Source organism: Alcaligenes faecalis (genome assembly GCF_002443155.1).
Taxonomy (GTDB): Bacteria; Pseudomonadota; Gammaproteobacteria; order Burkholderiales; family Burkholderiaceae_B; genus Alcaligenes; species Alcaligenes faecalis.
In genome coordinates this window covers 1,199,500-1,225,673 of sequence record NZ_CP023667.1, presented here as the reverse complement: position 1 = coordinate 1,225,673, position 26,174 = coordinate 1,199,500, and the positions used below count along the sequence as shown (strand labels likewise).

Genomic DNA, 26,174 nt, shown 5'->3' with positions numbered 1-26,174 from the left:
AATAAGGCCCCACGCATGAAACCGGCAGGGCAGCAGAAAACATGCACAGAATACCGAACTATTGTCTGCTTGGCGCATGAGCTATTGGCGAGATAGCAGTTTTTTTAGGCGATAAACGCTTCTGAACTGAGCGCTGGTCCGTTTTCAGCTCCTTGGCTAGCTGTCACACAGGATCAAATCCTCTTTCAAGTGAATACGAAGTAGCAAAAAAAACCGGCCAGAGCAGGTGCACAACACCTATCCTGGCCGGTTTTCTGCCTGCAAGTATCAAGCCTCAGGCGCAAGAGTGCTTAACGAATCTGCTCCGCCACCATGAATCCGGACGCTCCCGCCAAGCCGGGGCCGGGGTGAGTAGACGCACCGATGTGATAGACGTTCTTGTACGGTGTGGCGTGGGACCGGGCACCGTTACTGGCGGCGAAGGGGCGCATCCAGAAGAACTGGTCGGGGGAGCAAATGCCCGAGTACGGGTCGCCGCCCACCAAGTTGCAGTTGATGGATTCCAGGTCCGCCGGTGACAGTACCTTCTGGCCCACGATTTGCTGACGCAAACCGGGCATGACGCCTTCCAGTTGATCGATGATGCGTTCGGCCACGGCCTTGCTGACTTCTTCAGTCCATTTGCCGTCGGCAGGAACATCAATCTTGCCGGCGGCATCGCCGCGTAGTTTGGACGGCATGTCCTGCATCTGCATCCACAGAATCCATTTGCCTTCCGGCGCACGGCTGGGGTCCAAAGAGCAAGGCTGGCCGATAGCCACGGTGAACTTGGCGGGGATCAGGCCATTATTGGCTTGAGCCACACTCATGCTGACGTCTTCCAAGCTGTCGGACAAGTGCAGCAACGGTACTTTCAGCAGCTCCTGATCACTCCAGTTAGGCATGCTGTCCAGCGCCAGATGAATTTGCATATCACCACGGCCGAAGCGGTAGGCATTGGCTTGCTCACGTACCTGGGCGGGCGCGCCCGGCAACAGACGACCATAGAGCTGTGGCGGCGTGACGTTGCACACGACATGGCTGGCTTCGTAGACTTGGCCACCGGCACGCACGCCACGGGCTTTTTGTCCTTCCAGCACAATTTCTTCTACTTCGGTGTTCAGTTGAATACGGCCACCGGCCTTTTCAATAATGGCGCATAGCGCACGCACCAGATTCTGGCCACCGCCTTTCACCACAGGCATGCCACCGGCCACCACGGCGGCAAAGGTCAGCTTGCCGATCAAGGCCGAGCAGGCATCGTCAGGGCCCAGGCCCGAGTGCAAGACCCAGGGGGCCATCATGCCGCGCACGCGGTCATCTTTCAGTTCACGGTCTGCCCAGCGGCGGAAGGACTCCAGGGACTCACGTCCGTACTGAACCATGCCGTCCATGCGACGCTTGCGCCATTGCGAGAACAGCAGACCCAACAAGCCACGGCTATAAGGCTCGGTGCCCAGCAAGCCAAAGGTCAGGCCTGCATCGCGCTCGAACAATTGGCTGCACATGGCCCCGAAGGCATCGCCATCGCCGGCTTGCAGAGCATTGATACGTTGAATCGAATCGCCCACATCGTGACGCAGGGCCATGCCCTTGCCATCGCTGCCCACCACGCCGGTGGTATAGCCGTTTTCCAGAAACTCCACGCCCTGCGCGGCCAGATCGTCTTTCAGACGAGCGTAGGCAGCACCGGAAGTGAACAAGGGATACCAGGACGACAGCAGCTCATGAGTAAAACCGGGGAACAGCTCCTCGGTACGGATACACCCACCCGCACGGTCGTTACGTTCCAGTACCAAGACCTGTTTACCCTTTTGCGCCAGCAAGGCGGCACATACCAGGGAGTTGATGCCACTGCCCACCACAATGACGGCATACGATTTTTTATTTGTTGAGTCTGTCATCCCACACCTTTTTTAAATTGCCCTGAACGGGGTCAGGGCTTGTGAACCCGCAGCAAGAAACAGGTGTTCACAAGCCCTGGACCTCTTTTACCGCACTTTTTGATTTATGAGCCAGACGACTGCGCCTGCCAGCGTTCAAACCAGTGACGGGGCGACTTGCCCTGCTCTGGCCCGAGCACGGAAAAGCCACCGTCCACGGGTAGATCAATCCCTGTCATCCAGGAAGCCGCGCCCGACACGGCAAACAAGACCACCTGAGCCACTTCTTCGCCGGAACCGACTCGGCCCAAAGGATGAACCTGCGCTCCCACCTGATTGGCCAGCTCACGCGAACCACCGCTCATGCGTTCGACGGACGGCGACCAGGTCCAGGCGGGCGAAACCGTCAGCACCCGAATCCCCGAAGGCGCCAATTCCACGGCCAAGCTTTTGGTGAACTGCAAAATGGCTGCTTTGGAAGCCGGGTACAGCGCACGCCCGGCCACGCCGAATTTGCCGCCCGTACTGCCCATATTGATGATGACCCCGCCCTGCCCCATATGCGGCGTGGCTTTCTGGGCCAGAATCGCGCTGGAGATCAAGTTCACATCCAGTGTCTGATGCCACAGCTCCCGGCTGGAGGCCAGACCTTCGTCCCCATAGGAACAGGCATTGTTCACCACAATGTCGATGCGGCCGGTTTGTGCCAGGGCGGCCTGCACGCAGGCATCCAGCTGCGCATCATCACAAATATTGGCGGCCATGAACTGGGCCTTGCCCACGGCCTGCAAACGCGCCTCGGTACGCTGGCCTTCTTCCTGGCTGCGACCCACAATCAGCACCCACGCACCGGCGGCACACAAAGCCAGGGCGATATCCGCCCCCAGCCCTTGCGTAGACCCGGTCACGATGGCGACCTTACCCTGTAAATTCACCTTCATGTCCTGCTGCATGTGCTTCTCCTACTGTGCTTGTGGCGCGCCAAAGACGGCTGCCCAATCTTCATCCCGATCAATATGAGCAATCAGGCTCATGCTGGCCAGGGAGGCTTCATGCGTGGCGGGCGGTGCGCCGCAGGCGCTGGCCACCACAGCCACTTCATAGCCCATATCCACCGCATGGCGCACCGTGCTTTCCACCACGGAATGGGTGGCGACACCGGCAATCACCAGACGCTCCACGCCCAAACGACGCACCACCGGCTCCAGCGCGGAACCGAAGAACGCATTGATGCGCGTGTGATGGACTTCAAACTCGTTGGGCAAGGGAGCCAGCCCGTCAAAGAACTGGGCTCCCCAACTGCCGGTCTGCATGGCACCGATTCGTTTCACATTGTGCAGAATCGGCGCATTGCACAGCAGATCGGCGTAATCTGGCCGATAGCCCACCCGCACATGCACAATGGGCACGCCCTGTGCGCGGGCCTGCGCCAGCAAACGGCCTGCAGCCTCAATCAGGGCCTGACGCTGGGGGCTGTTGGCCTCTACCCCCACACGGATCAGGCCATCGGCGTGCAGGACATCGTTTTGATAATGCAGGGCCAGCAAGGCTGTGTGATGGGCTGCCGACATTAGATGTACACCTGAATCGCGCCGTGAACCGCGTCACGATCCACCAGGTTCACCTGCTTCATGCGCAGTTTCCAGCCACCGCCCTCCTGGGCTTGCAGCTTGTGAATCAGGCTGCCGACACGGTAGACCGGATCTTTACCGCGCCATTCCATGGAATGGAAGCTGGAGCGCACCACCAGATAACCTTCCGGATCGGTGCCGTCGATCATCACATTGCCCAGCACGCGGCAGGACTGGGTAATCGGCTGCTGGGACCAGTTACGGTGGTTTTCCAGACGACGAATACGCAGTTCACGCAGCAGCTTGTTTTCCCAGCACAGGGAAATGTGCTCGTAAGGGCTTTCCTGGTCGTAGCTATGAGGAATCCAGTACATGCCCTCCTCGGTCCACAGATCCAGCCATGCTTGCCAACGGCGCTCGTCCAGCAGACGAGCTTCGTGGTAGATGAACTGCTCCACTTCGCGGATGGCTTCCAGGCTCAGCGTCACAGGTGTGACCTGATCCACGCTGACGTCAAAATCAATATCAAACAACATAAGAATTCTCCTTGGCTCGGACAGCAGCCCGCTTAAGCCTGTGTTGCTGGGGCGATAGGCTCACCAGAAGCCGAACGCACCGTGGCTTTACCACTGTCTTCCGACTGCGCCGGCGCGTCGTACAGGCTGGTGGTCATGAAATGCTTCCAGGCGCGGAACTGGTTGCGCATGGGCAGTTCACTGGTGCCGTTGGTGGCCACCATGCCGCCTTCGATAGGCTTGTCGGTGCCGTCGTAGCGGTGCATGCTGATCCATTCGCCGCCCTTGGTCTTGTTGCCTTCCTGGCAACGGCCATAGACTTCAATGTCGTCCGGCATCACGTTGGACGAAGGTGAGTTGATCAGGTTGGCGTACATCAGGCCACGCTTGTAAATATCGTCTGGTGCGCCCTTCAGGCGGAACAGCTGAATTTCCACGTGGGTGCGGTCCACCGCGACAGGGCGAATCACACGAAACTGCTGGAACACGGTGTGTGGCGAGCCACTGCCGTAAATAATGCTGTTGTGACGGTTCTCGCCCAGAATGTTCAGGGCTTTTTCTTCACCGTAGGCTTCTTTCAAGGTTTCGTAGTGCGCCTTGGTGATCGGATCGGTTTCGATGGCGCCGGGATTGAAAATGCCTTCCATGTAGCCATGGCCGTTATCAAAGGCGTACAGGTCCAGCTTTTCCCAGAAACCGTAAGGCTCGCCGTTACCGTCCATGATGTGCAGTTCCAGCGGCATGGAGCCGTAGTCTTCGGCCTGCTCGCGGGCAGCCACGTAGGACGACTCGTGCGTCACGTTGGCGTGCATGGTGTCGTGCAGGTTCTCGTAGAACACTTTCCAGTTGGAAGGCTGCCAGACTTTGAAGCTGCCACCGGCCACTTCCACTTCACCCACGGGCGAGCGATCGCACAGATTGTCGATGGAAGTGATGATGGGGCCCAAAAACTCTTTCAGATCCGGGCCGTGGGCGCTTTGACAGGCGAACACAAAACCACGGTAGCTTTCCACACGAGCCACACGGCGCATGGAGAAGTCCGGGTGCTTGGGATCAAAGCAGGTGTTTTCCAGGCCGTTTTTCATCGGCGCGGCCAGGTGCTGACCGTCCAGCTTGAAGGTCCAGGCGTGGTAAGGGCAACGGAAAAACTTGCCGGCATTGCCACAGCCATCAGCCACCACTTTCGCGCCCTTGTGCGGGCAGCGGTTGTACAGCACGTACACCTTCTTGTCGCTGCCGCGCACCATGATGACGTCCTGGCCGCCCAACAAGGTGGTGTGGTAGTCGCCGGGATTAGGCACCTGGCTGTCGTGGCCGATGTAGATCCAGGCACGGCCATAAATGCGCTCCATCTCCAGACGGAAGATCTCAGGGTCGGTATAGACCGATTTATGTACGCTGTCTCCCCGCACCAGTGCGGACAGCTGTTCGTTGCTATAGCTCATCATTACCTCCTTGCTGCCGGATGCTTGACGCACCCCCTCTTTATGACTTTTCCATCTTGCACTGCGGTGCAAAATGATCCTGGAACTGCTCGAATACGGTGGACACAATCTTGTTGCTCATCTGGCCCTTTTCATTCGAGGCCACTTCGCGCATGTAGTAGGTCTGCACCGGATACTGGTTGTTGTTAAAGGCAAAGGCGCCGCGTACGGATTCGAACGGTGCACTGCGCAAGGCTTTACGCAAGGCTTCGCGGTCGGTGGCGGCTTTGGGGTCCGCCTTCAAGGCACCGTCCAGCAACAAGGCGGCGTCGTAGCCCTGGGAGGCATACATGGAAGGCAGGCGTCCGTAGGTCTTTTCAAAATCCGCCACAAAGCGCTTGTTGACCGGGTTATCCAGATCCGGCGACCACTGGGCGGCGTTGGCCATGCCCTTCATGGATTCACCAATCGCGGCGATCGTGTCCTGGTCGGCTGAGAAACCCGGGGTGTACACCGCCAGTTGCGAGGACAGGCCCGAGTTGATCAGTTGCTTGATAAAGGACACGCCCATGCCACCGGGCAGGAAGAAAAACACTGCATCCGCACCGGAAGCCCGCATTTGGGCCAGTTCGGCGGCGTAGTCCATCTGGCCGACCTTCACATAAACTTCATCGGCAATCTCGCCCTTGAACAGGCGCTTGAAGCCTTCAATGGATTCACGACCACCGGGATAGTTGGGGGCGATCAGATAGACTTTCTTGTGCGCCTGATCGGTCACATACTTGCCCATGGCGGCGGGAATATCCTCGTTCTGCCAGGACACGCTGAAGAAATTGGGGTGGCAACGCTCGCCCGCGTAATCGGCCGGGCCGGTGTTGGCGGAAATGTAGACCGTGTCACTGTTCAAAATCGTCGGCATCACGGGCAGCAGCACATTGGAAAAGGCCATGCCGGTAATCACATCGACCTTGTCGCGCTTGACCAGACGGTCCACGGCCTGACGGCCTTCCATCGGTTTTTGCTGATCGTCCAGCACCGTCAGGGCGACATCCACCCCGCCGAGCTTGCCGCCCGAGTGGTTCAGACCCAGCTCGAAACCATCACGGATTTCTGCGCCAATGGCCGCGCCGGGGCCGGACAAGGTGGTCAGCAAACCGACCTTGAATACTTCCTGACTGGATGCCGGGCTACAGGCCAGGGCCAAAGCCAGCGTGCTCATACAGAACGCCACTTGTTTTTTCATGTTTGTCTCCGTCCTCTGTCTTTCAAAAAACTGGACTTCAGTTCTGCCTGGGCCCCCCCAATACGCTAGAAGCTGTGTATCCCTCACGCCTGTGGTTTGTGCGGCGCTTGTCCTGCCGGCCAGAGAAGACGGGCCCAAGGGACTACGTGAATACAGCAATTCCCAGTCGTATCCCAATCTGCTAAGGTGCCGGGACAGGACTACTGTTTTAGGTTTGAAATACATTAGACCGGCGCAGAATGGGCGGCTATCCAGATACGGCAAGCCTTATCCCTAACCGGCAAAAATTTGGAGACACACATCATGCAAGCGTGGTTTATGTCAGGGCTGGCCCCCTTGCAACACAGTGCGCCGCGCTTTGAATCGCGCTGCCCGGATCAGACACGCAGCGAGACGGCCGGTTTTCTAACCGAGCACCGCCTGACCTGGAATGATGGCCCGGTCGATGCGTCCCTGCGCTATGCCAGCAGCCACAGCTTTTCCTTTGTCTTGCTGAAATATGGCGCGGCGGTGCAGGTCTCGCCGGGGATTCTGGAAGACTTTCTGCTGTTTCAGGTGCCTATACAGGGACGATCCTGTATTCGGGTTGGTCGGGAGTACGTCCAGGCCAACCCTAAAATTGCCAGCGTGATCTCCCCTTCCCTCCAGGTTGAACTGGATTGGGAACAGGGCTGTGAACAGTTTTTGGTGAAGATTCCGCGCCACCGGCTGGAAGAAGTGGCCCGTCAAACCTTGGGCCTGAGCCTGGACAGGCCGATTGAGTTTGCCGCGGGCATGTCTCTGGATTCGCCGCACGGCTGTGCCTGGCAGCACCAGATTGGCAGCTTGCTGGCTTATGGCGGGCATTTGCCGCCGGAAATGGATCAGTGGTCGCGTCAGGCCGAGGACAATCTTTTGCTGCATCTGTTTCATACCCAGCCGGGTAACTACAGCCAACAATTGCAGCAAAGCGTGCGCCCGGCCAGTTCGCGCCGGGTACAAAGAGCCGAGGATTTCATGCGGGCCAGTCTGGACGAAGCCCTGACGCTGGAGCAGATTGCCTCCGCCGCCTGTGCCAGTGTGCGCAGCCTGACCTTGGCCTTTCGCACCGAACGGGGGCTGAGCCCCATGCAGTTTTTAAAGCAGATTCGTCTGGAAGCGGCCCAGCAAGCCATACGCACCGCCACACCCGGCACCCAGGTCAGCGAGATTGCCTTGCGTTGCGGTTTCAACCATTTCGGCCGCTTCTGTGCAGACTACAAGTCCCGCTTCGGGCGTTCGCCCTCGCAGGACTTGCGTATCGTCGATTAGTCTTTCAAGGCCTTGCCGGGAACCCAGACACGGCCATCAAACAGACGGCGAGCGGTACGGTAGAAGGAGCCGGCCTTGGCAAACCACTGGCCGTCTTTCTTTTCCACTTCCGCACCTACTGTCAGTACGCCGGACGGCATGCCCAGACGCAGCGGGCCTTGGGGGGCAACCGAGTCGGACAGGCATTGCGAAGGCAGGCTGCCCGTCAAACGAGCAGCCACGGCGGTACACAGCGAGATGGTCAAGGGCAAGGCGCGGTGCGGCTGGCCATTGGAAATCACGCGGGCAACCAGATCAATCTCTTTGGCAGGAACCACGTCGCCGGACAAGGTGGGATTGTCCTGGGCGGACGACACGATGCAGACAAAGGGCACGATGCGAATCTGACGTGCCGCTTCCACATCGGGAGCAATGCCCATGCGCACCGAGGCCTGTACACGAATCGCGTCCAGACGCTCCAGTACTTCAGGGTGGGCTTCCAGCCAGTCGGGCAACTCCAGACCGGTCAGACCTACATCGGCCGCACGGACAAACACTGCTGCGTTGGCCGCGTCCACCAGCGACACTTCGATACGGCCTACGCCGGGCACATCCAGCCATTCGGTCAATTCACCGCTAGGCAGCAACGAGCCGGTAGAGGCACCGCCCGGTTCCACAAAGTCCAGACGGATAGGCGAACCTGTGCCACCTACGCCGGGAATGGACAGATCGCCGTCATAACGGGGCTGGCCATCTTCCACCGTGAAATGGGCGTGGATGATCTTGTTGGTATTGGTGTTCAGGATGCGTACACACGCTTCGCCATCCTCAACCTTGACCATGCCCTGCTCTACCGCATAAGGGCCCACAGCAGAACTCATATTGCCGCAGTTGCCGCGGTAATCCACCTTCTCTTCCTTGATCGCCACTTGCGCAAAGGTGTAGTCCACATCGGCGTCCGGATGGCTGGACGGGCCGATAATACAAACCTTGGACAAGGAGGAAACACCACCGCCCATACCGTCCAGTTGGCGACCGTAAGGGTCCGGCGTACCCATGGCGGCGGAAAACAGAGGCGTCCAGTCGTCGCGCTCGGCAGGCAGGTCTGCAATATTCAGCATCAAGGCTTTGCTGGTGCCACCACGCATGAACACGGCGGGAAGGGATTTTTGCTTCATCACGTTATTCCTGGTTCTTGGCTTGCGCCATTAAAGAAAATTGCGCCGTCTCCTCCATGGGTTCGGCGTGAGAGACAATCGGTTCGCTAAAAGAAGAGTCTGATCGGATCGTGCGCTGCTGTTGTCGTTCCAACTGCTGCACTTTCTCCTCGCTGGCATTGCCCAGATGGCGAGCCAGCAAGACGGAGGCCTGGGCGCGTTCGCCCTTTTCCAGCAAGTCCAGAATCGCCAAATGCTCCAGACATTGGCGACGAATACGTTCCCGATCCAGCGTTTCCTGATATTCCAGCAAGCGTCGCAACTGGTTTTGACGTGTCACGGTCTGGGCAATAAAGCGATTGCCGGACAAGGACGCCAAGGCTTCGTGGAAGGTGGCATTGGCCTGATACATCTCGGCATGTCCGGCGTGACGCCAGCCACCGTCGGCCAAGGCTTGCTGTTGCAGCCGCACACGACGCAGGACAGTGGAGTCAATCGCAAAGCCGGGCAGCAGCATGGCAGCGGGTTCCAGCATCTGACGCAAGGTATAGCTTTCTTCGCAGGCCTGGGGGCCGTCAATCATGGGCAGAAAAGACCAGCCCTTGCTGGCGCGTTGCTCCATCCAGCCCTCATTGGCGGCACGCGCCAGAATGCGGCGCACACGCTCGCGCGTCAGGCCGTATCGACGCATGGCGTCGTTTTCCGACAAGGTGTCGCCCCAAATGCCCGAGAGCTTGTCGCGGGCCAGTTGCAAGTAGATCTGGTCGTCCTGGCTGGTGCCCAGCTCTTCTTCGATCACACCAAGCTGGTCGGCCCCTTTCAACAGATACAGGCCGCGCCGGGGCGGCTGCGCGCCCACAATGCCTTTTTCCGCCAGATAGGCCAGCGCCCCCCGTATGGGCGAGCGCGACGCACCCAGCGCTTCGGCCAGCGATTGTTCCGTCAAATGATGCCCGGCCTGCAAATGCCCTGCCCGCACGTAGTCCAGCAGGCGATGCGCCAAGGTGACATGCAAAGAATTAGATTGGCTTTTCATGCCGACATTCCTAAAAATCGAAGCGATCCCGGATCGTTTTATTGTATTATATACAAACAAAATACAATTTAATTGTTTTATCAAGGCTCCAGACGCATAATTTTATTGATTATTCTTGCTCAGGTTGGCCCTGCTTTCCTGGCTTCTTATTACGGATGAATCGTTTGCCATGTCTCAGTCTCTTGCCCTAGAAACGCTGTCCCTGAACGGACGTTCCGTACGTTACGTTCCTATCGCCGACATCCCCGGTATTGAAAAGCTGCCGTACTCGCTGCGCGTTCTGCTGGAAAACCTCTGTCGTCAGAAGGCCGTGCGTCACGCCGACGTGGATCAGGAAATTGATTCCCTGCTCCAGCGCAAAGTGGGCGACGGCATCACCTTCTACCCTGCCCGCGTATTTGGTCAGGACATTCTGGGTTTGGTGATGTTGCTGGACATGGCGGCCTTGCGCGAAGGCGTACAAGCAGCCGGTGGTGACGCCAGCCGCGTGCGCCCCCAAGTCCCTATTGACGTCATTATTGACCACTCCCTGCAAGTGGACAGCTGGGCCAACCCCAAGGCGGCCGACGTCAACCTGGCACGCGAATACCAACGTAACGGCGAGCGCTTTGCCTTCCTGCGCTGGTGTTCCAGCAACTTTGATGGCGTGAAAGTCGTGCCGCCCGGCAAAGGCATCATGCACCAATTGCACATCGAGCACATTGGTCAGGTTGTCTGGACCGAAGAAGGCCAGGACGTGGCTCTGGTCTACCCCGACAGCTGTGTGGGCACCGACAGCCACACGCCTATGGTTAACGGCCTGGGCATTCTGGGCTGGGGTGTGGGTGGTATTGAAGCCGAAGCCGTGATGGTGGGTCTGCCCGTAGCCATCGCCCTGCCTGCCGTGGTGGGTATCGAGCTGACCGGCAAGATGAATGACGGCGTACTGCCTACTGACCTGGTACTGGTCATCACGCAAAAACTGCGCGAACTGGGCGTGGTCGGCAAGTTTGTAGAGTTCTTCGGCCCCAGCGTGGACGAGCTGTCTCTGGGCGACCGCGGCATGATCGCCAATATGGCACCGGAGTACGGCGCCACCGCCGTGTTCTTCCCCATTGACGACGCCGCCCTGCACTACATGCACATGACAGGCCGTCCGCAAGAGCAGATTGATCTGGTCGAGCAATACAGCAAGGTTCAAAAGCTGTGGCGCGATCCGGCCGCTCCCGCTCCTGTTTACGACACCGTGCTGAAACTGGATCTGAGCAGCATCAAGCCTAGCCTGGCTGGCCCCAGCAATCCTGAAGATCACCTGGATCTGGATACCGCTGCCCAGTCCTTCCCCGCCCATCACCAGAAAATTGCTGGCCGTCCTTACGACCCGCAGCGTGCCGTACCCGTGGAAGGCGAGGACTTCGCTCTGAATGATGGCGATGTGGTCATTGCTGCCATTACCTCCTGTACCAATACCGCCAACCCCGCCAATATGATGGCCGCCGGTCTGCTGGCTCGCAACGCCGTGGCTCGTGGCCTGCGCAGCAAGCCCTGGGTCAAGACCTCGCTGGTACCGGGTAGCCAAGTAACCGCCGACGTGCTGGAACGCGCCCAACTGCAAGATGACCTGGACGTGCTGGGTTTCAACATTGCCGGTTTTGGCTGCACCACGTGTAACGGTGGTTCGGGACCGCTGCCTGCCAATATCGTCAATGCGATTGAATCGGAAAAGCTGATTGCTACTGCCGTGCTGTCGGGCAACCGCAACTTTGAAGGCCGTATTCACGCCAACGTACGCGCTGCTTACCTGGCATCGCCCGCTCTGGTCGTGGCCTACGCCCTGGCCGGCAACCTGAATGTGGACCTGACCCGCGACCCGCTGGGCAAAGACCAGGACGGTAAAGACGTCTACCTGAGCGACATCTGGCCCAAATCTGCCGAAGTGCAAGAAGCCATCCACGGCGCTTACGACCGCGACCTGTTCATCGAGCGCTACGCCGAGCTGTACGACGGTGGCGAGCCTTGGGACGCCCTGGCCCGCGAAAGCAATGGCGGCCACTACCCATGGGAAGCAGACAGCACCTACATTCGCAAACCGCCCTATTTTGACGGCTTGCAGCGCGAACCGGCTCCCGTCGCCAACCTGCGCGGCATGCGTCCGCTGGCAATTCTGGGGGACTCCATCACCACCGACCACATCTCGCCATCGGGTTCGATCAGCCTGGGCACACCGGCCGCTGACTTCCTGCTGTCCAAGGGTGTGGAGCAAAAAGACTTCAACAACTACACCACGCGTCGTGCCAACCACGAAGTGGTCAAACGTGCGACCTTCGCCAACATTCGTCTGCGCAACAAGATTGTTCCCGGCGTGGAAGGCGGTGTCACCAAGGTGATGCCCGAAGGCGAAGTCATGCGTATTTTCGAAGCGGCCCAGACCTATCAGGAGCGTCAGGTTCCCTTGCTGGTGATTGCTGGCAAGAATTACGGTTGCGGGTCTTCCCGCGACTCCGCCGCCAAGGGGCCTGCTTTGCTGGGTGTGAAGGCCGTGGTCGCAGAAGGCTTCGAGCGTATTCACCGCACCAACCTGGTCGGTATGGGTGTGCTGCCCCTGCAGTTCCAGGACGGCACCAACGCCGACACCCTGGGGCTGGACGGCACCGAAACCTTTGATGTGAAGGGCCTGGAAGAAAACCTGGGTGTGCGTTCACAAGCCGAACTGATCGTCCACCGTCTGGATGGCAGCACCCAGTCCGTGCCGGTGATTGTGCGTCTGGATACGGTTGAGGATATGGAGTACTGGCGTCATGGCGGTATCCTGCCACGCGTCTGGCGCAAGTACCTGGAGAACTAAGCCTTTGCAGGCTTAGCTCATCCAGCTAGCGGTATCAAACGCCAGGGTTCACGCCCTGGCGTTCTTGTTTGGCCAGTCGCAACCAATGCTCGATGCGCCCCAAGGCGTAGCGTGCGCTTTGCTGCCGGATTTGATCGCGGTTACCGTCAAAAACAATGGTTTCGGTATAAATCACCAAAGGATCAAACCTGTCTTGAGGCTTGAACAGCCACGCGAAACATTGTGTTCCGGCGGGAATCTGTGGCTCGGCAATATCATCGGCCACGCCGGTGTTGGCAATAATCAGATTGGCAGGAGTCAATTCAGCCGCGCCCTTGGCCATGGCTCTGGCCACTGCCTCGCTGCATAAATTGTTTGCCGACAACACGCTTTGGTCCACGCCCAGGCAGCGATACTTGGCCTGCGGTGAATACGTCACAAAAGCACAATCGAGCACAGCGGCCGCCCCTTTCTGATCGGCCAGAGTGGAAGCAATCAAACCCGCCGTACATGACTCGGCCGTTGCCAGCGTCAGTTTGGCTTCGCTCATGGTTTTGACCAGGCTAGCCAGATCCACATCGTTCATGACAGACCCTCCTTATCAAGCAAACAAGGACGGTTTATTCAAACATAAAGAAAAACGACAGGAAACCAGCTTCAGGGTTCTCTCACCATCTGGAACATGCGCTTACGTATTAAGGAGCCAGCACGGTTCAGTCCCCGAACAGGCTGGACATATCTGTTGCCTCCAGCCCCAGATTGCTGGCCAACTGATCAAAACAGCGCAAGGCGGCTTCTATATCTTCGTCTGGAATCCCTTCAAACAAGGGAGCACGAGACTGGCGCAGCAGCTCCAGCAATCGTTCGTGAAAGTCGCGCCCTTTGTCGGTCAGGCACAAAAGGCGTGCACGCTTGTCCTGCTCGTCAGGCAGGCGCGCCAGCAGACCGCCGGACTCCAGTTGATCGATCAGGCGCACCAGCGTTGGTCCCTCCAGCCGCATCATGCGTGCCAGTTGTCCTTGCCGTATCGGTTCGCCCAATTGAGCCAGATAGCGGATAGGCAAAATGGTGGCCTCGGACACTCCGTAACGCACCAGGGTCTGATCCAATTCACGACGGTAAAGGCGCGCCAGCACAATCATGGACAAGCCAAACCGTTCATAAAGTTGGTGATTCATCAGGAGGTCTCCACAGCACGAGGCATAGCATTAGGCGGGTAAGCATAAACCAGAATCGGTGTCGCTCCCTGCAAGGACTGGGCGACATCCATAATCGCCTGCATCAATACCGTATCGGTACACGACTGGCCGATACGCAGCAGTTGCTGGGCCAATTCCACGGGCTGATGCTCGAACCCTTCCAGCAATTCACAGACCAGCACGACACAGGCCTGCTGCTCCGGCCCGCGTTTGGCGAGCCGCTTTAACGCCACCACTGCATGCCCCAGGTTGATCAAGGACAGCAAGCCATGGGGAGTCTGCTCTCCCATCCAGTGCCAGAGGCGCACCCATTGCCGCGCTACTCGCGCACGCCAGACCCGGAACAGGCGTGGACGCGAACGCTTGATCAGGGAATACAGTTCACGCACCACACGCCTTACCAAGGCTTGCCCACGAGGATGAGTACGGCGAGGCAAAAGGAAGAAGGCACTGCACACCACCGCGGAGCCCGCCAGCAAAGGCAAGGACTCCTTCATGATGACGGGCCAACTGACCGCCGCCATCCCGGCCTGACTGGCCAACTGGAAACACATATTCGCGTCCAAGGCCCAGGTCGAGGTAGGACGGTTGGCACGTAACAAACCGCCGATCACCAGAAAAGGAAGCACGGACAGAATGACCTGCCAGTCTTCGACCAGCTGCGGCTGGACGAAGTAGCGATAAAAGCTGGCGACCAGAACACCCACCGCGATCCCGGTAAACATGGTTCGGCTCATCAATTGGGGACGCGGCATGGAACCCAGAATAATGGAGAAGGTACACACCCCAATCGCCATCAACTCCAGCGCGGGGCTGGCCAAAGCGTACGCCACGCCGCCTGCCGTGAATGCGGCCAAGCCACTGATCAGGCCAGTACGGATGGCCAGGGGCCAATCCACCGAGATGGCGGGCGTCGTCAGAACACGGTGCCGTTCAGGCTGCACCCGTTCAGCGAACAAGCCCTGCTCCGCTCTTTGTATTTGTCCCATTGCACGGCGCAAGCGCGCCAGGCTGATCTGTCCTTCTTGCCGCAAGGCTGTCTTGCCCAGCACCCGCAAGCTCAGACCATCCTGCAAACGCTGCGCCTGTTCCTGCAAGTCCTGTACATAATCCGCGACTGGCGACAGGCCCCGCTCCCGTTGCTGGGCAATCAGCGCGCTGGCGGCCAGAAGCTCGATCACAGCGTACAGGAACGCATCCACATAAGGCAGGCGTCGATAAGCATCCAGAGAACCCGCCGCCAGAATACGAGCTTGCGCATCCAGATCCACAATCTCCTGGCGAACACGAGTCCACGAGCTCTGATCCGGCTGCTGATAAGACGGACCCAAAGCATGGGCAGCAATGCGCAAGGCATCCGCCGCCAGGACGCGCACCCGCTGGTAATAAGTCTTGCGCTGACTGCGCGGTGTGGTCCGGGAACAGAGCAAGGTGGTTACCAGTACCCCGATCAAGGTGCACTCCACCCGCGACAAGGCCAGATCCAATGACGCATCCGGAGCCAGCACAGACGGCAAGACCACCACGCCAATCGTAATCCCCGCCAACATGGGCAAGTAGGAAAAGGCGCCCCGAAACACATGGGTCAAGGCCGACGCCACCCCCACCACCAGCGCCATGCCCAGCAATTGCAAATAAGGATTGGGCAAATGCAAGAAGGCCAGCCCCAGCCCTGCTCCCACCAAGGTTCCCAGAATCCGCCACAAAGCCCGTTCGTACACCAGCCCACGGTAGGCTTGAGACAAGACCCACACCGGCATGGCGGCCCAGAAGGGATTATCAACGGATAGCAGAACAGCGATTCCAAAGGATAGCCAGGCAGCCATGGCCATATTCAGACCATGTAAAAGCGCGGGCCGATCCAGCTGGATCCAGGGAGCAAAGGCAAACATAAGAAAAGGGAAACCGAACAGTAGCTAAAGCATGATTATATAGATAGCTTACCTACCTATTCAATTACAGACGGCTGAATGCCCTGTTTCCTGCCGTTTCTATCCAGGCACTCAAGCATGAGCCATGAGGTAAAAACATCCATCTCATGCTGCGGCGCAGCAGTTTCTCCGCACGCCATCCAGCCTTTGATGGCTCAACAATCCACGCTCATTCATCCTTTGGTCAGTCACAAAATTTTTCATTGTTAGTTTTCATAAACTATCGCTGTCCAGGCATGGTCAAACCGTACGGCAGCGTTCTATGATGTTGGCAGCCTGATGGGCAGGTACCCTAAATCCTGCCTCTCACCCCGTTTTCTTGGCAGGAGTCTTTATGCAAAAGTGGCTGACACGCTACACCGCCTTCTACATCATCATTGGCCTGACCGCCCTTTTCTTGCTGCTTTCCTTGTTCAGAAGCGCAAGCTGGCTATGGCTGGCGATACCAGGGCTGGCCCTGTGCATTCAGGGCTTGGTGGACATCACTCAAACTCGTCACGCCATTCGTCGCAACTACCCGGTTATTGGCAATCTGCGCTTCATTTTTGAAGCCATTCGCCCGGAAATTCGCCAGTACTTTCTGGAAGGCGATGAGCAACAACTGCCCTTCTCGCGTGCCGACCGCTCCCTGGTGTACCAGCGCGCCAAACAAGAAATCGACAAGCAGCCTTTTGGTACCCATCAGGAGGTCTATAACAATGGCTACGAGTGGATCAACCACTCCATGACCCCCAAGCACATCAAGGACTCGCAGTTCCGCATTGATGTGGGCGGGCCGGACTGTACCAAGCCTTATTCGCTGTCGGTGCTGAATATTTCAGCCATGAGTTTCGGGGCTCTGTCGGCCAATGCCATTCTGGCCCTGAACAAAGGGGCCAAGATGGGCAATTTTGCTCATGACACAGGCGAAGGCGGTATCAGCACCTATCACCTGCGCCACGGTGGCGATCTGATCTGGAATATTGGCTCGGGTTATTTTGGGTGCCGCGATGAGCACGGCAACTTCTCGCCCGAACGCTTTGCCGAGCGCGCTACCCAGGATCACGTCAAGATGATTGAAATCAAGCTGTCGCAAGGGGCCAAACCCGGCCACGGCGGCATCTTGCCCGGCACCAAGGTTTCGCCTGAAATTGCCCTGGCGCGCGGTGTGCCAGAAGGCGTGGACTGCAACTCGCCAGCGAGCCATAGTGCTTTCCACTCCCCTGTAGAACTGCTGGAATTTGTGGCCAGGCTACGTACCTTGTCCGGTGGCAAACCCGTGGGCTTCAAGCTCTGTATCGGGCACCCCTGGGAATGGTTTGCCATTGCCAAAGCCATGCTGAAAACAGGCATTACACCGGACTTTATTGTGGTCGATGGTGCTGAAGGTGGTACAGGTGCCTCCCCCGTGGAATTCATTGACCACGTCGGCACCCCCTTGCGCGAGGCGTTGCGCCTGGTTCATAACACGCTGGTGGGTATCGGTTTGCGCGAGCAAATCCGTCTGGGCGCCTCGGGCAAGATCATCAGCGCGTTTGATATGGCTCGCATCATGGCCCTGGGTGCCGACTGGTGCAATAGCGCACGCGGCTTCATGTTTGCCGTTGGCTGCATTCAGGCTCAAGCCTGTCATACCGACAAATGCCCGACCGGCGTGGCAACACAAGATCCGCAACGTCAAAAAGCCCTGGTGGTGGATGACAAATCCCTGCGCGTGGCCAGTTTCCACGGCAATACGCTCAAGGCACTGGCTGAATTGCTGGGCGCCGCTGGCCTGGAACACCCGGACCAGCTACGCCCTCACCATATTGCCCGTCGCATCAGCAACGGCGAAGTGCGCGTGATGTCGGCCCTGTTCCCGGATCTGAAAAAAGGCGAGCTCTTGCGCGGCCACTATCGTCAAACGATTTTCCGCGTGGGCTGGCCCATGGCCAACCCCGACTCCTTTGAACCGGCCTACAGCCTGAGCAAAGCCTTGTCGCACTTGAATGATGAAGCTGATCCTGAAGATATCGTGAAAAAACAGGATGCAGCTGACAGCGCAGGCCAAGCCCTGGCTTAACGCTGCAAGCGGCAGTCTCCCTAGTGGGACTGCCGCCGCGTCCCTACCCCCGCATCCATTTCCCCGTAAACTTCAACGCCCGACGGCCGACTCCAGCTGCTGTCATCGGAACGGTTCGGGCTTGAGCACGCCGCCAGTCCCAAGACCATGACCAAGGCGCTCAGCACCCCACCTATCTGTCGCATATCAAGCTCCTTGATGATAGGCGTCTACTGTGCCACAGAATCTGGGCAAACAAATTTCCATCTGTACTAGAATGCTCTGATCATGGTCAGGCACTGCGTATTCCCCTTCTCAGGTACTCGCAGCCGGTTTTTACTGGTGCTGGCAATCTGCGCCCTGTTTTTGCGTGGCCTGATCCCCAATGGCTACATGCCCAGCGCCGATCCGGCCAATGCGGCCGCGCTCAGTCTGTGCGTTCAGGGTGATCCCTTCCTGGCCCAATGGAGCAGCCAGTTGCCCAACGGCCCGCAGCACGACGAGCAACACAGCCTGCATGCGGCCTGTCTGTTCGCCCAGGCCCAGGCACAAAAAGCCCTGAATGATGATCCCGGCCCTGCCTGGAATCTGACACCTACACCACGATTTACCTGGGACACTGCCCAACAGGCGGCGGCTCCCGTTCTTCCCCTGACGGGCCCGCCCCTGAGTGCGCGCGGGCCTCCCTCCTCGCTCGTTTCCTGACCAGCCTCGGCTGCCCGGCGCAGCCACCCTATGTTGTCAATTAGCGGGATATTTCTATGAACGCCTCCTTCTCACGCCGCCAGCTGCTGCTTGCCATGCTGGCGACTCCTTTGGTCCTGAGCGCCTGCGGCGACAAGGCCCCCAAGCAGCCTGCCTTTCGTAATCTGGAAGGTGTGGACATGAGCAGTGCCGACTTTGCCAAGGATTTCAGCTTGCTCGATACCGAAGGCCAACGTCGCACCATGGCCGACTATCGCGGCAAGATCGTGCTGATCTTCTTTGGCTTCACTCAATGCCCCGACGTCTGCCCGACAGCACTGACCCGTGCCGTCGAGATCAAGGAACAGCTGGGCGAGGATGGCGACAAGCTGCAAGTCTTGTTTATCTCTATTGACCCGGAGCGCGATACGCCCGAACTGCTACGTGCCTACATGCAGGCTTTCGACCCCGGTTTTGTGGCCCTGCGTCCCACCGAAGAAGAGCTGGCCAAGACCGCCAGCGACTTCAAAGTCTTCTACCAAAAGGTTCCTACCGGCTCCAGCTACACCATGGACCACAGCGCCTTGACCTATGTGTACGACACGCAAGGCAAGTTGCAGATCGCCCTGCGTCACACGCAAACGGCTGAAGAGGCCGTGGCTGATATCCGCCAGGTACTGGCTTTGAGCAAGTGAACCTCAACAGGATTACCAACATGAAACGTACTATTGCTAGCTCTCTTTTCTCCCTGGCCGCCTTGCTGAGTCTGCCCACCCTGGCCCAGGCCGAAGTCACCGTGACCGATCCCTGGGTCCGCGCCACGGTTCCCGGCCAGCAAGCCACCGGCGCCTTCATGGTGCTGCAATCCACTGACAACGCTCAGTTGCTGGGTGCCAGCAGCAGCCTGAGCAAACAGGTGGAAGTGCACGAAATGGCCATGGAAAATGAAGTCATGCGCATGCGCCAGGTCGAAAAAATCGACCTGCCCGCTGGCAAGGCTGTGGAACTGAAGCCCGGTGGTTACCACATCATGCTGCTGGGTCTGGACAAGCAGGTTGAGACAGGCAGCTCCGTGGATCTCACCCTGGACATCCAGAACGCCGCCGGTCAGAAGGAAGAGCTGAAAATCAGCGCTCCGGTCCGTGCCTTGAACACCAAGGCTGGCCAGGGTCACCAGGGCGCACACGGCCACTAAAGCCATGTCTCCTGCCCCTTCAAGCCGCCTGTTTAAACGGTTTGAAGGGCTTTGTTTCAGACTTCCGGGTTTTCCATAATTGGCTGGTTTTGATTGGCTAACGTACATTGAAACCACTGACATAGTGTCAGTAAGCTGTCTGAAACACAGCTTTCCCAAACTGTCATCATGACAGTTCACCGCCGCCAGAGCGGCCCATAGGCCCTACCGCAACGGTAGGGCCTTCGTGTTTCTGGCGCAGTCTCCTTGCCTATCACTAGGCCCTTGCCCAGGTCTGGAGTAAAGTTAAGACCGTAGCGTCGGTTTAACCTTGCAAGGAGTACATAGATGGCCTTAAGTCCACATGACAACAATCGCTCTGAGTTGCTACGTCAACTGCCCCTGAAACCTGGATGGTTTATCGGTTTGGGCATTGCCCTGATCATTTTGGGTCTGATCGCCTTGATCTACGTGGTTGGTGCCACGGTTGCCAGCGTGGTGTATGTCGGCATCCTGATGAGCATAGGCGGCGTGCTGCATCTGGCTCATGCATGGAGTTCCAAAGGCTGGCGCGGCTTTCTGTTCTGGAGCCTGAGCGGTATTTTGTACTTGTTCGCCGGTCTGATTGCCATTAGCAACCCCTTGGTAGGTGCCACCGTCCTGACTCTGATTTTTGGCGCCTTCCTGATTGCCTCCGGCGCATTCCGACTCTGGATCTGGTTCCAGAATCGGGCCCAGGCAGGCGGCGGCTGGATGGCTTTCTCCGGCCTGATTACACTGGCAGCCGGTTTGATCATTGCTGCAGGCTGGCCCGGCAATAGCGTATGGATTCTGGGACTGATCCTGGGTATAGATTTGCTGACACAAGGTTGGGCCAGCTTGTTGATTGGTATGGCGATCAAGCGCAATCAGAACTGAACCATCGGCCAGAATCAAACCACTGCCTGGTTTGATCTCCGCCGATTCAATCACTACAAATGGCTCCAAAAAAATGCCCGACCAGAATCAGTTTCTGGTCGGGCATTTTGCTATTTTGATCTCTAGCACTGGGCTTTGGACCTGCTCCCAGGCTCCTGAGTCTGATACTCAAACCGAACGGGAGAAGCCGTAAAATCGCGTACTAGGCTTCCAGTTTCGGTAAAGCCTGATCCCGTCCCCGCAACCAGGGCTGACGCGTATGCGCCAGCATCTGCGCATCGCCCGGACTATCACCATAAGCCATGTCCAGCGCCACGGGTTTATCTCCCAGCCAGGCCTGAAGACGATTGACCTTCTCTTGTCCCCAGCAATTTGCACTGGCCATGCCCACACAACCTTGCTGATCATCAAAGGCCAGCTCTGTCGCCAGCACCTGAGCCATCCCCTGTGCCTTTGCCCAAGGCTGCAAATAAATGGACGGCGAGGCGCTGACCATCACCACCGTATCGCCCCGCTCCCGGTGGGCCCGGACCCGTTCCATCATTTCAGGGCGGACTATCTGCGGCACGTAATCCCGCACATAGGTGTCCGCCAAAACCTGAACCTGCTCCCGGCTCAAGCCACCCAGGGCACTGCGCAAAAACCGATGCTTGATCGCCTGACGACGCTGCGGACCGCGATCCCACACCAAGACACGGGGCACACACGCCAAATAGGCACGAAAACAGACCGGCCAGCCTCGCATGCGACGTATGAAGTCCTGCAGGCTGTCTCGGTCTGTAATCGTGCCATCAAAATCAAATGCGACCAGCACAGGTGCCCCTTTGGTTTTCAGAAAAAGGGCTAGTGTAAAGGGGAACGCCCGCCCTTCCCAAGTACAGCCTTACAAGGCCCAGCCACCCAGGTAGAACACGGCCAAAGCCAGTGCAATCAAAACGGTACCCACATTCAGGCGGCGTAATTCGCCGGCGAACAGACGGCCCAGTACCAGCGTGCAGAAGCCCAGCATGATACCCGTGACGATATTGACGGTCAGCACGATAAACACGGCACACACCAGACCCGCCATGGTATCGACCGTATCATCGGTATTCAGATGGCGCACGCCGCCGAGCATCAGCAAGCCTACGTACATCAGGGCAGGCGCAGTCGCATAGGAAGGCACCAGTCCAGCCAAAGGCGACAGGAAGATCAGCATCAAAAAGCCCAGACCGACCACCACGGCCGTCAGGCCAGTACGGCCACCTGCTGCCGTCCCCGCTGCAGATTCAATATAGGCCGCGGCAGGCGAGGCGCCCAAACTGGCCGAGACCAAGGAGCTGAGCGAGTCCGTCGTCAGGGCACGGCTACCATTGATAATCTGGCCATCCTTGTCCAATTGCCCGGCGTTGCCCGCCACCGCACGAATCGTGCCGGTAGCATCAAACACCGCCGTCATCACCAACGCCAGCACGCTGGGCAAGACCACGGCATTCAGAGCCCCACCTATATCCATTGCGCCGATCAAGGAGTTCTCGCCCAACAGGCTAGGCATGGCAAACAAGCCGGTAAAGCGCACATTGGGATCGAAGACCAAACCCACCGCCGACAGCCCCAGAATCACCAGCAAGATACCGCCCGTGACGCGACGGCGCTCCAGGCCAAAAATGGCTGCCAAACCCAGCACGCTCAGCCATACCGGCATGGACGTGACATCCCCCAAGGCAACCGGCAGACCGGCGCCGGTATTGCGGGTGACCAGGCCCACCTCGTTGGAGGCGATCATCAGCAGGAACAGGCCAATCCCGATACCCGTGCCATGCGCAATGCCCAAAGGCAGATTGCGCAAAATCCAGGTGCGAATCCCGGTGGCGGAAATCAGGGTAAAGATCAGGCCCATCAGGAACACGGCCCCCAAAGCGACCGCCGGGCTAAGTTGCTGCCCGAGCACCAGGTCAAAGGCCAAAAATGCGGTCAAGGACAAGGCACAGCCCACTGCAATCGGCAGATTCGCCCACAGCCCCATCAGCAAAGAGCCAAAGGCACTGGTCAGACACACGGCCACAAAAACCGACGAGGTATCAAAGCCCGCCTTGCCAAGCATGGAGGGCACCACAAAGACGGAATACACCATTGCCAGAAAGGTAGTCAGCCCCGCCAGGACTTCCTGGCGCAAGGAGCTGCCGCGCTCTTTATAAGCAAAATGTTTTTGCAACCAACCGCCAGCAACCGGAGGGACCAGGGCCTCCTGCCCTGGCCGCAATGCGGATTCTTGCTCAGCCATACTTCATGCTCCTTTATCAGTATTGTGATGTCTGAAACGGTGCGTTGCCGTCATCAGGAATCAGTAATGGACAGTTCCAGCCCCAAAGGGGCAAGAGACTTCTCACAAGCTGAATCAAAGAAAAAGCCGAGCAAAGACGAGTCCTGCCCTGCCCGCAACAAGAGGCAGACATAGGCAGAAAGAAGAAGGTATACGGGGGTGTCTCCGACCGAACCGAGGCCTTTGCGGCGCTTCTTTTGATCCCGATAATGGGAAGTGAGGCTCATTCTACGAGCCGTCAAAGACAGGAAAATCACCTCTAGGTAATGAGGGTTATCAATCGCTTCGGCGGCTGGACACAGGCAGGTAGGCCTGCCCGATGAACTGCTGGCGCAGTTCCTGCCATTGGGTTTGCATGTCCCGGGCCTGCTGCTCGTCCGGACGCAAGCCCTCTGGTTCCAGCTGCATCAAGGCCAAACCGTACTTGGCTGCCGACAGCTCCTGGGCCACACTGGCCGACTGCTGCACGGCCTGGGCCGGACGCTCTTGCCACAAGGCTCCCAGCCCCATCAAGCTTTCAGAAGCCTTGGCCAGACGCTGACGCACCGAGCCCGCAATACTGACGGGCCAGATTTGGGTAAACATCACGTACATGACTGCATTACCCAGCAAAATGCCGATCACGCGATCCCGAGCCGAATCCAGATCAAAGCTGGGACCAAAACCCTGCAAGGTCACCAGATAAAAAGCAAAGGCAATTTGAATACCGGCATAGGAAATACGCTCGGGACCGTAGAACACCCAGGCCCCCAACAAGGAGACCAGGAAGACCACAACCATCAAGCCACCAATATCCAGCAGATGCGGCATCACAAACAGGATGGTGATAAAGCCTAGCGCCGCCCCCAGCAAACAGCCCACAATCCGCAAGGCCAGCTTGTGTACGGTTTCCCCGGTGGAACCCAAGGCGGCCACGTAGCAGGTGATCATGGCCGTATGAATGCCCTGCCAGTCTGCCGCGCTGTAGATCAGATAACAAAGCACGGCAGCGGCCGTCGCCTTCAAGGCATGGTGCTGATACACCGGATTGCTAAAGGCATCGGGCACCATGAAAGAGCCATGCTCCGGGTCCGCCTTGCCAATGGATACCGCACCCGACAAAGCCAGCAAGGCATCGCGCAAATCCTGTACGGCCAAAGAGCTGCAAGCAGGCAGCTCGGGCAGATCGTCTATCTGCGGCAGGCGGCCTTGTTCAATATCCTGCGCGCTGCGCTCGCAGATCTGGGCAAACGCCGTGGCCTGCTCATTGTCCAGATGCTGATCGCGCAGGACGGCAACCGCCAGCAAGGCCCGGTAGCTATTCAAAATGGCCTGATCCAGATCCGCCTGCTCTTGTGCCGTTCGCAAACGAAACAACCTTATCCAGCCCAGTCGCTTTTGTTGTGCGCTGACTCCCAACGCCAGCTCGTCCCACAAATCCTGCGTATCGGCCTGCCCCATCAAACCCTGTGCCGCCAAACGCAAGCGCGCGGCCAGTTCACGACGCAGCACCTTATGCGGGTACAAGCCAAAGCAAAGGTTGAAGATCAGCACCAGGCCCATGGGGGCGCAGGTCATCAACCAGGCATAAAGCACGGCGCGGGTAGCAATTTCGCCAAAGGGCACATAGCCCAGCAAGGTCAGCACAAAAGCGATGACCAAGGCAATAATGCCGCCCAAGGGCCCCAGCTTGCTGGCGACCCCTAAAAACAGCAGCACAAAGGACGTCAGCACCATGGCCAGCAAACGCCAGGCCGGATACTGAATCGTGACCTGAATCAGTGGCACCATCAGCAGCACCACAATAGACACCAGCACCACCAGGGCCAGCGCCAGCACCGAGCTTTCCCCAGCGTCAGACTTCATCACAAAGAAGATCACAAAGCAGCTGACGGCAGACTCGGGGATGCCGTAGTTCATGGCCAGCAACACCATCAGGGCGCACAGCACGGCCACTCGCCAGCTTTGCGCCAGACGGCCAGGGGTGGGCTGCAAGTCTTGCCAGACCAGCCGCGTCAGACCCGACAAACCGATCTTAGCAGTCGCCATCGCGATGAATGATGGTGGTGGCAGACGCACCCATGCGCATCAGATCCTCGGGCGGGGCATCCAGACGGATACGTACCGGAAAGCGTTGTGCCACCCGTACCCAATTCATGGATTTTTGAATATAGGGCAGGCTGCGAGGCAGATTGATCTGCTCTTGACTGCTGACGCCCCAACCAATCTCCTCGACCTTGCCCGAGAGCTTGCGCGAAGGATCAGACAGCACATACACGGTGGCGCATGTACCGGGTTTGATCTCTTTCAGATCCGTTTCCCGGTACATGCCCGTGACATACCAGGAGTCCGTATCCAGCAAGGTAAAGACGGAGGTGCCGGGCATTAAATGTTCGCCCGCGCCGGTACGCAAACCCACAATCCGGCCATTGTGCGGTGCCTTGACCTGGGTATGTTCCAGATCACGCTGGGCCATCGCCAGACCCGCCTGACGCGCTTGCACCATAGCTTCCTCTGCCTGCGTATTGCCGACCAGAGCCTGAGCCGCACCGGATTGCTCCGTGGCCTGTTTCAGTGTGACTTGAGCATCGCGCAGCAAGGTATTGGCTTCATCCAATTGCTGTTGGGACACATAGCCCTTGGCCGCCAGGTTTGCCAAGCGACGCTGGCTTTGTGTCGCCATCGCCAAATTGGTTTTTGCGCGGGTGATCTGATCATCCGCAATCACGGCGTTATGCCCTTCTGCCCGCACGGCGCGCTGCTTCATGTCCAGCGTCGCCTGGGCCAGCGCCAGTTCAGCCTGGGCCTGTTCCAGACGCAGCTGATAAAACACCGGGTCCACGGTAAAGAGCAATTCATCACGGCGAACGAACTGGCCGTCACGCACGACCATGCGCTCAATCTGTCCGGGCAGGGAGCTGGAGATATGCACCACATCGGCGCCGATCACCGCGTCTTCGGACAAGGGGTTGTTGGCTGAGCGCTGCAAATACCACCATGCCAAGACAATGGCGGCAACAACAATCAGCACGCTCAACAGGCGGGCAGCGCCTTTACGGGGGGAGGATTTCTGTGCCTGGGTCATGG

22 protein-coding genes are annotated in these 26,174 nt (G+C 58.3%); 7 read left to right on the top strand and 15 right to left on the bottom strand.

Annotated features, from left to right (window positions below; translation table 11 throughout):
- Nucleotides 1-290: 290 nt before the first annotated feature.
- From CPY64_RS05615 to CPY64_RS05590, 6 genes are all read right to left on the bottom strand, one after another.
- Nucleotides 291-1,883, bottom strand: coding sequence for a phytoene desaturase family protein (locus CPY64_RS05615; protein WP_042488951.1), 1,593 nt, complete (start codon nt 1,881-1,883; stop codon nt 291-293).
- A 104-nt stretch (nt 1,884-1,987) separates the two neighbouring features.
- A complete protein-coding gene (locus tag CPY64_RS05610) occupies nt 1,988-2,815 on the bottom strand; it encodes an SDR family oxidoreductase (RefSeq protein ID WP_042488955.1) in 828 nt (275 codons plus the stop codon).
- A 9-nt stretch (nt 2,816-2,824) separates the two neighbouring features.
- Entirely contained in the window at nt 2,825-3,433 is a 609-nt protein-coding gene (locus CPY64_RS05605; RefSeq protein ID WP_042488957.1) for a cysteine hydrolase family protein, read from the bottom strand.
- Nucleotides 3,433-3,969, bottom strand: coding sequence for an aromatic-ring-hydroxylating dioxygenase subunit beta (locus CPY64_RS05600; RefSeq protein ID WP_042488959.1), 537 nt, complete (start codon nt 3,967-3,969; stop codon nt 3,433-3,435). The genes CPY64_RS05605 and CPY64_RS05600 overlap by 1 nt, the downstream gene beginning before the upstream one ends.
- Before the next feature lie 32 nt (nt 3,970-4,001).
- Nucleotides 4,002-5,393, bottom strand: a complete 1,392-nt coding sequence (locus tag CPY64_RS05595; protein WP_042488962.1) for an aromatic ring-hydroxylating dioxygenase subunit alpha — start codon at nt 5,391-5,393, stop codon at nt 4,002-4,004.
- Nucleotides 5,394-5,433: 40 nt separating this feature from the next.
- On the bottom strand, nt 5,434-6,615 hold the full coding sequence (locus tag CPY64_RS05590) for an ABC transporter substrate-binding protein (protein WP_042488965.1): 1,182 nt from the start codon (nt 6,613-6,615) through the stop codon (nt 5,434-5,436).
- Nucleotides 6,616-6,918: 303 nt separating this feature from the next.
- On the opposite strand from CPY64_RS05590, the gene CPY64_RS05585 reads away from it, so the two are divergent.
- Nucleotides 6,919-7,905 (top strand): AraC-like ligand-binding domain-containing protein, encoded by a 987-nt coding sequence (locus tag CPY64_RS05585; RefSeq protein WP_042488968.1) that lies wholly within the window; start codon nt 6,919-6,921, stop codon nt 7,903-7,905.
- Here CPY64_RS05585 and CPY64_RS05580 read toward each other — a convergent pair.
- Nucleotides 7,902-9,062: a 2-methylaconitate cis-trans isomerase PrpF family protein gene (locus CPY64_RS05580; protein WP_042488971.1), complete on the bottom strand. Its 1,161-nt coding sequence runs from the start codon at nt 9,060-9,062 to the stop codon at nt 7,902-7,904. The genes CPY64_RS05585 and CPY64_RS05580 overlap by 4 nt on opposite strands.
- 4 nt (nt 9,063-9,066) lie before the next feature.
- Nucleotides 9,067-10,077 carry a GntR family transcriptional regulator gene (locus tag CPY64_RS05575; RefSeq protein ID WP_042488974.1) on the bottom strand — a complete coding sequence of 337 codons (1,011 nt, stop codon included), beginning with the start codon at nt 10,075-10,077 and terminating at the stop codon, nt 9,067-9,069.
- A gap of 169 nt (nt 10,078-10,246) precedes the next feature.
- Between CPY64_RS05575 and acnA the strand changes: the two genes are divergently transcribed.
- Nucleotides 10,247-12,901, top strand: coding sequence for an aconitate hydratase AcnA (gene acnA, locus CPY64_RS05570; protein ID WP_042488977.1), 2,655 nt, complete (start codon nt 10,247-10,249; stop codon nt 12,899-12,901).
- A gap of 34 nt (nt 12,902-12,935) precedes the next feature.
- On the opposite strand, the gene CPY64_RS05565 is transcribed toward acnA, so the two are convergent.
- The 3 genes from CPY64_RS05565 to CPY64_RS05555 form a co-directional block, all read right to left on the bottom strand.
- Complete coding sequence (locus tag CPY64_RS05565; RefSeq protein ID WP_042488980.1) at nt 12,936-13,466, bottom strand: CinA family protein; 531 nt, start codon at nt 13,464-13,466, stop codon at nt 12,936-12,938.
- 127 nt (nt 13,467-13,593) lie between these two features.
- Nucleotides 13,594-14,058 carry a MarR family winged helix-turn-helix transcriptional regulator gene (locus CPY64_RS05560; protein ID WP_042488983.1) on the bottom strand — a complete coding sequence of 155 codons (465 nt, stop codon included), beginning with the start codon at nt 14,056-14,058 and terminating at the stop codon, nt 13,594-13,596.
- A complete protein-coding gene (locus tag CPY64_RS05555) occupies nt 14,058-15,971 on the bottom strand; it encodes an FUSC family protein (protein ID WP_042488986.1) in 1,914 nt (637 codons plus the stop codon). Before CPY64_RS05555 ends, CPY64_RS05560 begins: the two co-directional genes overlap by 1 nt.
- 373 nt (nt 15,972-16,344) lie before the next feature.
- Between CPY64_RS05555 and CPY64_RS05550 the strand changes: the two genes are divergently transcribed.
- The 5 genes from CPY64_RS05550 to CPY64_RS05530 all read left to right on the top strand — a co-directional run bounded on the left by CPY64_RS05550 (nt 16,345) and on the right by CPY64_RS05530 (nt 20,806).
- A complete protein-coding gene (locus CPY64_RS05550; protein WP_042488989.1) occupies nt 16,345-18,051 on the top strand; it encodes an FMN-binding glutamate synthase family protein in 1,707 nt (568 codons plus the stop codon).
- 321 nt (nt 18,052-18,372) lie between these two features.
- Nucleotides 18,373-18,735, top strand: a complete 363-nt coding sequence (locus tag CPY64_RS05545; RefSeq protein ID WP_042488992.1) for a hypothetical protein — start codon at nt 18,373-18,375, stop codon at nt 18,733-18,735.
- A gap of 56 nt (nt 18,736-18,791) precedes the next feature.
- On the top strand, nt 18,792-19,409 hold the full coding sequence (locus CPY64_RS05540) for an SCO family protein (RefSeq protein ID WP_042488995.1): 618 nt from the start codon (nt 18,792-18,794) through the stop codon (nt 19,407-19,409).
- 20 nt (nt 19,410-19,429) lie between these two features.
- Nucleotides 19,430-19,909, top strand: a complete 480-nt coding sequence (locus CPY64_RS05535) for a copper chaperone PCu(A)C (RefSeq protein ID WP_042488998.1) — start codon at nt 19,430-19,432, stop codon at nt 19,907-19,909.
- A gap of 327 nt (nt 19,910-20,236) precedes the next feature.
- Nucleotides 20,237-20,806, top strand: coding sequence for an HdeD family acid-resistance protein (locus CPY64_RS05530; protein WP_042489001.1), 570 nt, complete (start codon nt 20,237-20,239; stop codon nt 20,804-20,806).
- Nucleotides 20,807-21,008: 202 nt separating this feature from the next.
- Here CPY64_RS05530 and CPY64_RS05525 read toward each other — a convergent pair whose 3' ends face one another.
- The 4 genes from CPY64_RS05525 to mdtN form a co-directional block, all read right to left on the bottom strand.
- Entirely contained in the window at nt 21,009-21,620 is a 612-nt protein-coding gene (locus tag CPY64_RS05525; RefSeq protein WP_042489005.1) for an HAD-IB family hydrolase, read from the bottom strand.
- Between the two features lie 69 nt (nt 21,621-21,689).
- Nucleotides 21,690-23,069 (bottom strand): NCS2 family permease, encoded by a 1,380-nt coding sequence (locus tag CPY64_RS05520; protein ID WP_042489007.1) that lies wholly within the window; start codon nt 23,067-23,069, stop codon nt 21,690-21,692.
- Nucleotides 23,070-23,384: 315 nt separating this feature from the next.
- Entirely contained in the window at nt 23,385-25,136 is a 1,752-nt protein-coding gene (locus CPY64_RS05515) for an FUSC family protein (RefSeq protein WP_052363042.1), read from the bottom strand.
- A complete protein-coding gene (gene mdtN / locus CPY64_RS05510) occupies nt 25,123-26,172 on the bottom strand; it encodes a multidrug transporter subunit MdtN (RefSeq protein ID WP_042489011.1) in 1,050 nt (349 codons plus the stop codon). The genes CPY64_RS05515 and mdtN overlap by 14 nt, the downstream gene beginning before the upstream one ends.
- Between the last annotated feature and the right edge of the window lie 2 nt (nt 26,173-26,174).

Coding starts and splice junctions, on each gene's coding strand:
- CPY64_RS05615 (WP_042488951.1), bottom strand. CDS start 1,883: ATGACAGACTCAACAAATAAAAAATCGTATGCCGTCATTGTGGTGGGC.
- CPY64_RS05610 (WP_042488955.1), bottom strand. CDS start 2,815: ATGCAGCAGGACATGAAGGTGAATTTACAGGGTAAGGTCGCCATCGTG.
- CPY64_RS05605 (WP_042488957.1), bottom strand. CDS start 3,433: ATGTCGGCAGCCCATCACACAGCCTTGCTGGCCCTGCATTATCAAAAC.
- CPY64_RS05600 (WP_042488959.1), bottom strand. CDS start 3,969: ATGTTGTTTGATATTGATTTTGACGTCAGCGTGGATCAGGTCACACCT.
- CPY64_RS05595 (WP_042488962.1), bottom strand. CDS start 5,393: ATGAGCTATAGCAACGAACAGCTGTCCGCACTGGTGCGGGGAGACAGC.
- CPY64_RS05590 (WP_042488965.1), bottom strand. CDS start 6,615: ATGAAAAAACAAGTGGCGTTCTGTATGAGCACGCTGGCTTTGGCCCTG.
- CPY64_RS05585 (WP_042488968.1), top strand. CDS start 6,919: ATGCAAGCGTGGTTTATGTCAGGGCTGGCCCCCTTGCAACACAGTGCG.
- CPY64_RS05580 (WP_042488971.1), bottom strand. CDS start 9,062: ATGAAGCAAAAATCCCTTCCCGCCGTGTTCATGCGTGGTGGCACCAGC.
- CPY64_RS05575 (WP_042488974.1), bottom strand. CDS start 10,077: ATGAAAAGCCAATCTAATTCTTTGCATGTCACCTTGGCGCATCGCCTG.
- acnA (WP_042488977.1), top strand. CDS start 10,247: ATGTCTCAGTCTCTTGCCCTAGAAACGCTGTCCCTGAACGGACGTTCC.
- CPY64_RS05565 (WP_042488980.1), bottom strand. CDS start 13,466: ATGAACGATGTGGATCTGGCTAGCCTGGTCAAAACCATGAGCGAAGCC.
- CPY64_RS05560 (WP_042488983.1), bottom strand. CDS start 14,058: ATGAATCACCAACTTTATGAACGGTTTGGCTTGTCCATGATTGTGCTG.
- CPY64_RS05555 (WP_042488986.1), bottom strand. CDS start 15,971: ATGTTTGCCTTTGCTCCCTGGATCCAGCTGGATCGGCCCGCGCTTTTA.
- CPY64_RS05550 (WP_042488989.1), top strand. CDS start 16,345: ATGCAAAAGTGGCTGACACGCTACACCGCCTTCTACATCATCATTGGC.
- CPY64_RS05540 (WP_042488995.1), top strand. CDS start 18,792: ATGAACGCCTCCTTCTCACGCCGCCAGCTGCTGCTTGCCATGCTGGCG.
- CPY64_RS05535 (WP_042488998.1), top strand. CDS start 19,430: ATGAAACGTACTATTGCTAGCTCTCTTTTCTCCCTGGCCGCCTTGCTG.
- CPY64_RS05530 (WP_042489001.1), top strand. CDS start 20,237: ATGGCCTTAAGTCCACATGACAACAATCGCTCTGAGTTGCTACGTCAA.
- CPY64_RS05520 (WP_042489007.1), bottom strand. CDS start 23,069: ATGGCTGAGCAAGAATCCGCATTGCGGCCAGGGCAGGAGGCCCTGGTC.
- CPY64_RS05515 (WP_052363042.1), bottom strand. CDS start 25,136: ATGGCGACTGCTAAGATCGGTTTGTCGGGTCTGACGCGGCTGGTCTGG.
- mdtN (WP_042489011.1), bottom strand. CDS start 26,172: ATGACCCAGGCACAGAAATCCTCCCCCCGTAAAGGCGCTGCCCGCCTG.